General features: G+C 59.8%; 6 protein-coding genes. All 6 read left to right on the forward strand.

What is annotated here, in order from left to right:
- Positions 1-389 precede the first annotated feature (389 nt).
- Positions 390-944, forward strand: coding sequence for an Rrf2 family transcriptional regulator (locus tag H5U08_RS05895; RefSeq protein WP_297031212.1), 555 nt, complete (start codon positions 390-392; stop codon positions 942-944).
- Positions 945-946: 2 nt separating this feature from the next.
- Positions 947-2,863 carry an FAD-dependent oxidoreductase gene (locus H5U08_RS05900; RefSeq protein WP_297031214.1) on the forward strand — a complete coding sequence of 639 codons (1,917 nt, stop codon included), beginning with the start codon at positions 947-949 and terminating at the stop codon, positions 2,861-2,863.
- Entirely contained in the window at positions 2,860-3,345 is a 486-nt protein-coding gene (locus tag H5U08_RS05905; protein WP_297031216.1) for a ubiquinol-cytochrome c reductase iron-sulfur subunit, read from the forward strand. Before H5U08_RS05900 ends, H5U08_RS05905 begins: the two co-directional genes overlap by 4 nt.
- Before the next feature lie 5 nt (positions 3,346-3,350).
- Positions 3,351-4,892, forward strand: coding sequence for a cytochrome b N-terminal domain-containing protein (locus H5U08_RS05910; protein WP_297031217.1), 1,542 nt, complete (start codon positions 3,351-3,353; stop codon positions 4,890-4,892).
- 6 nt (positions 4,893-4,898) lie between these two features.
- Complete coding sequence (locus tag H5U08_RS05915) at positions 4,899-6,554, forward strand: c-type cytochrome (RefSeq protein ID WP_297031219.1); 1,656 nt, start codon at positions 4,899-4,901, stop codon at positions 6,552-6,554.
- Positions 6,551-8,128: molybdopterin-dependent oxidoreductase (locus tag H5U08_RS05920; RefSeq protein WP_297031221.1), on the forward strand; the 1,578-nt coding region annotated here is incomplete at its 3' end. The genes H5U08_RS05915 and H5U08_RS05920, both read left to right, overlap by 4 nt.

Here is an 8,128-nt window from a genome sequence, read left to right on the forward strand (position 1 = left end):
GCTTCACAACCTTGGCGTTGGTCCGGATGGAACCGCGGCGACTGGTGGGGGTGGAACTCGACCCTTCCATCCGTGCCATGGAAGAACGCGCTCCACGGTGCGCTTTTCCGGCATTGGATGAACCATGGCGCTTCATCGGGCACGACAGGCGTGCCCCTCCGACCTTTCGGCGGGATCTGCTGGTCAGGGTCCGCTTATCAATGCTCGATACTCCATTTGCTTTCAGCGGGCACGACAGGCGTGCCTCTCCGTGCTTGTCGGGCACCGGAAGATTGGTGGAGCGGATAGGTCAGCAAATAGGTGAACAACCGGGCCTTTCCGAATCTTGACAGAAATGCGAATGAGGGATATTGTGGATATCGCTTGTCCGATTTATCCGGGATTTGGCCATGTTGACGAAAACCACCATTTCCGGTCTGAAAGCACTGGTGTTTCTGGGACTGCACCCAGATCACCAGCCTGCCTCTCCGCGGGTGATTGCCCAGGCTTTCAATGAGTCTCCCACCTATCTGGCGAAGGTCCTCCGCCAGTTGGTCAAAGCGGGGATACTCAAGGCGCAGCGAGGAGTGGCCGGGGGAGTTTCCTTGAATCGTTCGCCAGAACAGATCTCGCTTCTCAGCATCGTTGAGGCCTGTCAGGGCGTGATTCTTGGCGACTTTTGCCGGGAAACCGACGACCTCTCGCGTACATGCGCGTTTCATCAAGCGGCCGCCGAACTTCACCGGGCCATTGTGGGCGTTCTTGCGCGATGGACGCTGGCCGACATGATCAAACGGCCCTGCCCCGACCCGTCGCTCCCCGAGAGGGAGAAATGCTGGTTATGGCCTGGCATCGAGATAGTGGAGCTCGTGCCACCGGAAAAGAAAGAGCGGCCGTCGACGCCTTCGCGATCTCGTCCCGGTCGGATGACGAAGGCTGGAGAAGCGCGGGGACAGGAGGTGTAGCCTTGCAGCCAACACTCGCCGTTTCCGTACCGGGTGCCGACTACCACCGGCAGCTCATCGCGTGTCAGGTGGCCTGCCCGGTCCATACCGATGCCCGGGGATATGTCCGCGCCATTGCCGAGGGACGTTATGAAGAGGCATATCTCATCGCTCGAGGTCCGAATCCGCTCGCTTCGATTTGCGGGCGGATCTGCGGGGCGCCGTGCGAGGCGGCCTGTCGACGCGGACGTGTTCCGCGAGTAGACGCCGATGGTCATTTTGTGGCCGAGGACCGCCCCCTTGCAATTCGTGCGCTCAAACGATTTGCCTGTGAGTCAGGCGGTTGGGAAAAGCGAGATCCAGTGGATTACTGGAAGAATCTTCGTCAGGCAGCCCCACCGATTGCGATGGATGCCGAGGAACTGGCCGCGTGGATCAAAGCGGAGGCGGCGGGCCGGGTCGAGAAGGCCGCCGGTCAACCCGTGGCCATCGTCGGCGGCGGCCCTGCCGGACTGGCTGCCGCTCACGACCTGGCGTTGATGGGTTTTCGGCCGGTCATCTTCGAAGCCGAACGCATTCCGGGGGGCATGCTGGCACTGGGAGTGCCCGCCTATCGTTTGCCGCGCGAACTCATCCGCTGGGAAATTTCGGTGATTGAAGCCCTGGGTGCAGAGCTGCGATGCGGGCAGAGCGTCGGGGAGCATGTTTCCTTCGCTCACCTGCGGCGCGAGTACGCGGCTGTTATCCTGGCCGTGGGAGCCAAGCGCGCCCGACGATTGGGAATCCCCGGCGAAAACGGTCCTGGCGTGTATGGCGGCGTTGATCTGTTGCGCGCGGTGGCACTGGGAGAACCCTTTCAGATCGGTCGCCACGTCGTGGTCATTGGGGGTGGCAATGTGGCTTACGATGTGGCGAGAACTGTCCTGAGACAGGTTGCCTGGGATACCGCACGAACAGCCGCACGGATGGAACCCGGCACCGGCGTCAAACTGGTGTCGCTGGAGACCCTCGAAGAAATGCCGGCGGATACCCAGGAAATTCTGGAGGGCGACGAGGAAGGGATCGAACGTCTGGGGGGATGGGGTCCTGTGGAGATCGAGCGCGGCGCCAATGGGGAAGTCACCGCGGTCGTCTTTCGGCGATGTTTGCGAGTTTACGACGAAAACCGTCGCTTCGCACCTCTTTTTGACGATAACGATCGGATACGTATCCCTTGCGACACAGTTCTTCTTGCGGTGGGGCAGGCGACCAGCCTCGATTTTCTGGCAGAAGGTGGGGAAGACATCAAGCAACACCGTCCCGGCTGGCCGGTTGTGGATCCGGAGACCCTTTCCACAACCGCACCGGGGGTTTTTGTGGCGGGCGACCTTGCGCATGGGACAAAACTTCTCATTGATGCAGTGGCCTCGGGGAAACGTGCCGCCCGCTCGGTGTATGAGTACTTAACCGGCCGTCGCCTGGTTCCCGAAGCGACAACCGTCTTTTTGGAGGAGAAACGCTATCGGCGAGAACGCGGGTACGAGGGGGTGCGACGACAGCCGATCCCCACCACTCCGGTTACAGAAAGGCTGAAGAGGTGGGACGTTCTAGTGGAAACAGGATACGACGCCATTCTCGCTCGGCGGGAAGCATCACGTTGTCTGGATTGTGCCGTTTCCCCGGTTTTCGACGGATCGCGCTGCATCCTCTGCGGTGGTTGTGCGGACGTCTGTCCCACCCGGTGTCTCAAGCTGGTGCCGCTCCAGGCAATGGAGCGCAACGAAGAACTGGCAAAACTTGTGGCGGCACTGCTGGGTGAAGGAATCGATTGGACCCAGCAAAGCGCGATCCTCAAAGATGAGGACCGATGCATCCGTTGCGGGCTGTGCGCGGCCCGGTGTCCGGCTGACGCGATCACGATGGAAAGGGTCTGTCATCAGGTGGAGTGGAAGACGCTATGAAAGACGATCACACGACGGTGCCCTCGCGGCTCGCTCCTGAGCCGGTACCACGCAGGGATTTTCTTGGCTTGTCGGCCCTGGGAGCCTTTGTCAGCGCGCTGTTTCTGGCATTTTTGGGTATCATCCGATTGCCACGGGTCGTCGTCTCGGCGTCCCCATCGCGGAAATTTCGCGTGAAGTTACCCGAGTCACTCCAGCCAGGTGAGCCCTTTGTGCCGCCCGGTCGCAATGTTGTGCTGTTCCGCGATTCCGAAGGTGTGTATGCCATCTCACTGGTATGCACACATCTGGGATGCATCGTGAAACCGAGCCCGAATGGTTTCGAGTGTCCCTGTCACGGCTCGCGATTTGCGCCCGACGGGCATGTGATCGGAGGGCCTGCTCCCAAGCCTCTTCCCTGGCTGGCGGTTTCGCTTGAGGGTAACGAAGTGTGGGTGGATGGCAATGTGATCGTTCAACCCGGGACTAAGGCACGAGGTTGATGCGTATGGAGCCCAGACAAGCCCCCCTCAAGGAATTGTGGTCCCATTTGCGGGAAACGCCCCGGCGGTTCAAGGAATCCGCCTTCCGTTCCGGACCGCCTGTGACCGATCGGGCACGTTCAGAATTCGTCTTCAACAATCTGTTTCTTCATATTCATCCCGTTCGCGTGCACCGCTGGAGTCTCCGGTGGCGTACAACCTGGGGACTTGGAGTGGCCGTGACTGCGGCGTTTCTTCTGACGCTCATCACGGGTGTGTTATTGATGCTCTATTACAAGCCGTATCCGGATGTCGCCTATCAATCGATTAAAGATATTCACTATGTCGTTCCTACGGGACGGTTTATTCGCAATATCCACCGCTGGGCGGCCAATTTGATGGTGGTCACCGTATTCCTCCACATGGCACGCGTCTTTTACACCGGTGCTTACCGTTACCCGCGTGAGTTCAACTGGCTGGTAGGACTGGGACTTCTCGTTTTGACACTGGGACTATCCTTCACAGGGTACTTGCTGCCCTGGGATCAACTGGCCTACTGGGCGATCACCATCGGTGCGAATATCGCTCAATCGCCGCGGGAACTGACAGATGCCCTCGGCATCACGCCCTACTTCGATCCGGGCGGCTGGATGAAAACGCTCCTGCTGGGCGGGCCCGAGGTGGGAGATGAATCGCTGATCCGTTTTTACGTGCTGCACGTGGCTGTTCTTCCGCTAGCGTTGGTCGTTCTGATGGGCGTTCATTTCTGGCGAATTCGCAAAGACGGGGGGCTGGCACGGCCTGAAGATGCCGATGCGCTGCTGGGACCTCCCCGCGACCTTTACCCGGTTTTTACGGACGCCCCCACCAAAACGTATCACCTGGCCGCGATCGTTCGGGGTCGCTCACCCGCGGTGAACAGAGGGCCGGAAAATACGATTCCTTCCATGCCGCATTTGTTCTATGCCGAATGTGCCGTCTTCATGTTGACGGTTTTCCTCACCGTGCTGGCTGCCATCTTCTGGAACGCTCCGCTCAAAGAAATCGCCAACCCGGCGGTGCCGGAGAATCCAGCAAAGGCTCCCTGGTACTTTCTGGGAGTGCAGGAGCTCGTGTCTCATTCCGCATTCATGGGAGGTGCCGGAATTCCCCTGATCGTCATCGTCGGTCTGGGACTGATTCCATTCCTGGACCGCGAAACCGAGGGAACGGGAAGATGGTTCGGTGGCCCAGGCGGCCAGCGTCTCGTTCTCGTGTCCGCGGTCTTCGGATTGCTTTCCGTCATCGCTATTGAAGCCTTCGCCATTCAGTTTGGCTGGCTCCGGCAGTGGTTCCCGGATATCCCCCAATTGATCATCACCTTCGTCAATCCGGGCACGCTGTTGGTCGTTGTTTATGCGATATTCTCGCTGGGGATCGTCCACCGCTATCGTTCTGCCCGAGCCGGTGCGGTAGCACTTTTCACCTGCTTTCTCTGCGGATTTGTCGTGCTGACGATCATTGGTGTTCATTTTCGTGGACCAAACTGGGGATTTTACTGGTCCCCGGCGGACTGGCCGAAGCATTGATCGCCTATGGAGACAAAGAATAAACACCTGCTGTTGTGGTCCAGTCTGGGGGTCGTGGTGGTCCTGCTGGCGGCTGCCCTGGAGGAAAATGTGCTGCGCCAGTGGCGACGCCTTCAGGCGGAAGTGGCGGCCTCGGATGGACCTTTTTCAACCGGAATTCGGCAGATCGTGGCAACCACGACTGGTACCATCGACCGCTGTACCACCTGCCATGTAGGCATGGATCCCGCCGAACGTCTGGCGGGTTTGCATCGACTCGCGCGTCCCCATCCACCCGTTCCCCACGATCTTGGACAGTTTGGATGCACCGTCTGCCACGGTGGACAGGGACGAGCCACGGAGAGTGCTGACGCCCATGGCGACGTGCCCTTCTGGCCGGAACCCATGATCCCAGTCCGATTTGTCGAAGCTGGCTGCGGGACCTGTCACACGCAGGTGGGCGTCCCGACACTGGAACGTCTGGCTCAGGGTCAGGCTGTTCTGGAACGTTCTGATTGCTTGAGCTGTCACCGTCTGGACGGACGCGGCGGAACAATCCGGCCGGCGGGTGTGGGCGGCATGGAGGGCCCCGACTTGTCTGTCGTTGGACGACGCGGGTTCGCCCCGGACTGGTACGGAGTCCATCGGCAACGGGCACGGGAGAACAAGGACCCGGTTTGGCGCGATTGCATTCCCGACCTATCGCCCGACGAACGCCAGCTCCTTGAAGAATATCTGCACACTCGGGTGGGAACGCCGAGCGTGGTGGCGGGCCAGGCGCTCTTTCATTCGCTGGGTTGTCGGGGATGTCACAAGGTTTCCGGCGTCGGTGGGACCGAGGGCCCCGATCTGACCTCCATCGGCCTTCGAGATCCCGCCCGGCTGGACTTTACCAACGTCCCAGGCCCCCACACGCTGGCCAGTTGGCTCTCCGCCCATACGCGGGATCCTGCCAGGATCGTGCCGGGCTCGAAAATGCCGAAATTCTTCCTTTCCGACGAGCAGGTGGAATCGCTGACGTACTATTTGCTCTCTCTGCGAAGAGATCCTTCCAAAAAGCGGGCGGAGCCGATCGACCGGACACTTGTTGAACGCATGCAGCGCCGGGAATTTGCAACCGATGGCGAAACGCTCTTTGCCGCATTTTGTTCGGGTTGCCACGGTCCTCAGGGAGAAGGACGGCGATTTCCCGGCCAGCCGCCCGCGCCAGCCGTGGGCAATCCCGACTTCCTTGCTGTAGCCGACAACGCCTTCTTACTGGCCACGATTCGAGATGGACGCCCAGGTCGGCGGATGCCGGCCTTCTCGGATGCCGAGGTTGGACTGCAACCCGAGGAAATCAATTCTATTGTGGAATTTTTGCGAAGACGAACACCACCGCAGCCTCTGCATTCCGAGCGGCGCTGGGTTACGGCAGACGCCGCCCGCGGACAGGCACTTTTCGAACGGTGGTGTGCCGGCTGTCATGGCAAGGACGGCAGCGGCCCAGAGGCCCCAGCACTCAATCATCCCAATTTGCTGAAGACGGCAAGTGACGACTTTCTCGTGGAAACGATCCGCCGAGGCCGACGCGGCACAAATATGGAAGGTTTTGCTTTGCCGTCCCTCAATCACCCCGTGCTCCCTGATCAGGACATCGAAGCGATCGTCGCCTATATTCGCACATGGGAGACCGCGAAATGAATGGTCGAGAATTATCGCGTCGTGATTTTCTTTCCATTCTTTCTGGAGCCGGATTTGCCGCTTTTGCCCACTCTATCAGCCGGGCGTGGCAACTGGAAGCACTAGATAATCCGCTGGCGAATTATCCGAACAGAAAATGGGAAGACGTCTATCGCGATCTCTGGAGATTTGACGAATCATTTACTTTTACCTGTGCGCCGAATGATACGCATAATTGTCTTCTCCGGGCGTTTGTTCGGTCCGGGGTTATTGTGCGAATTGGTCCGACCATGCGATACGGCGAGGCGGAAGATCTCGACGGCCGTCGAACGACTCATCGCTGGGATCCGCGGATCTGCCAGAAGGGATTGGCGCTTCCCCGACGCTTCTATGGCGATCGCCGCATCACTCAGTGCATGGTGCGGGAGGGATTCAAGCGCTGGTACGAGGCCGGATTTCCCCGCGGGGAAGATGGACGTCCCCCGGCGGAGTATTTTCAGCGCGGCCGCGACAACTGGGTCCGTATGTCGCACGAGGAGGCGGCCACCATCGTGGCGGCAGCGCTGCGGAACATAGCGGAGACCTATTCCGGCGAAAAGGGCCAGAAGCTGCTGACAGCCCAGGGCTACGATCCGGTCACCGTCGAGGCCACCCAAGGGGCGGGAACCCAGGTTCTCAAATTTCGGGGCGGCATGCCCTTGCTGGGCATCACCCGCGTCTTTGGGATGTATCGGTTTGCCAACTCTCTTGCTCTGCTTGATGCGGCCATCCGTAAAGTGCCACCGGAAAAGGCCCTCGGCGGCCGCGGTTTCGACAACTACAGTTGGCATACCGACTTGCCGCCAGGTCATCCCATGGTCACTGGGCAACAGACGGTGGAGTTTGATCTGTCTGCCGTCGAACATTGCAAGACGCTCATCGTGTGGGGCATGAATTGGATCACCACCAAAATGCCTGACGCGCACTGGCTTACCGAGGCGCGACTCAAGGGCGTGCGGGTGGTGGTGATCGCCTGTGAATATTCAGCGACGGCTTCCAAGGGCGACAACGTCATTGTGGTTCGCCCCGGCACGACACCGGCACTCGCTCTGGGACTCGCCCATGTCATCGTCAAGAACAAGCTCTATGACACTGACTATATCAAACAATGGACCGATCTCCCCCTCCTGGTCCGGATGGATACTCTTCAGCGTCTCCGGGCGCGTGATGTTTTCGGGGATCCCCCTTCCCAATTATCGAATGCGACCAGGGTGCTTGCCTCCGGCGAAAAAGCCCCGCCCCCGGGACAGCAGGTCGAGATGCTGATTCCCGAAAAACTCCGAGAGGAGTGGGGCGACAGTGTCTGGTGGGATGCTGAAAAGGGAGCTCCCCGCCCCACTACTCGCGACCAGGTGGGGAAATTCAACAACATCAATAACGCCCTTCTGGAAGGCTCCGTGCAGGTCAAGCTTCGCGATGGAACGGTCGTCACGTGCCGGCCGATCTTCGATCTCATCCGCGAATATCTGCTCCATTTTGATCCCAAAACCGTGGAGAAAATCACGTGGGCACCGGCCGAAGCGGTAGAAACCCTGGCGCGGCACATCGCGGCGGAG

The organism is Thermogutta sp. (assembly GCF_014359955.1).
Classification (GTDB): domain Bacteria; phylum Planctomycetota; class Planctomycetia; order Pirellulales; family Thermoguttaceae; genus Thermogutta.

Coding starts and splice junctions, on each gene's coding strand:
- H5U08_RS05910 (WP_297031217.1), top strand. CDS start 3,351: ATGGAGCCCAGACAAGCCCCCCTCAAGGAATTGTGGTCCCATTTGCGG.
- H5U08_RS05915 (WP_297031219.1), top strand. CDS start 4,899: ATGGAGACAAAGAATAAACACCTGCTGTTGTGGTCCAGTCTGGGGGTC.
- H5U08_RS05905 (WP_297031216.1), top strand. CDS start 2,860: ATGAAAGACGATCACACGACGGTGCCCTCGCGGCTCGCTCCTGAGCCG.
- H5U08_RS05895 (WP_297031212.1), top strand. CDS start 390: ATGTTGACGAAAACCACCATTTCCGGTCTGAAAGCACTGGTGTTTCTG.